1 pseudogene is annotated in these 315 nt (G+C 44.8%); it reads left to right on the top strand.

Annotated elements, in window-relative coordinates:
- A pseudogene (locus C1E99_RS02100) lies at positions 1-308 on the top strand (hypothetical protein); the annotation flags it as partial.
- Positions 309-315: the final 7 nt, after the last annotated feature.

The following is a 315-nucleotide window of genomic DNA, read 5'->3' as shown; positions in this document are numbered from 1 at the left end:
CATCATGCAAAATGGGGATAACCCTTTCACCACAAAGGTCTTCTGTGCCGAATGTGGTTCAGCCTTTGGTCGAAAGCATTGGACAACCAGTCGAGGTAAATGTAATGTTTGGCAGTTATAGGGTCAAAGGACAGATTGGCTGTCAGAATAACCATATTGATGAAGAAACGCTAGAGAAAGCAGTGGTTATGGCTGTAGAACTTTTGAGTGAGAACGCGGACCTGCTACATGGAAAGTGGAAGAAAATCTTAGCGGAGAATCGACTGATTGATAAGCACTATAGCAGGCCATTGGGAGGAGCTTCTTAGGAAGGAG

This window comes from Streptococcus suis, from assembly GCF_002964045.1.
Classification (GTDB): domain Bacteria; phylum Bacillota; class Bacilli; order Lactobacillales; family Streptococcaceae; genus Streptococcus; species Streptococcus suis_U.
Note: the sequence above shows the minus strand (reverse complement) of the source record. Positions and strands in the feature narration are given on the sequence as shown.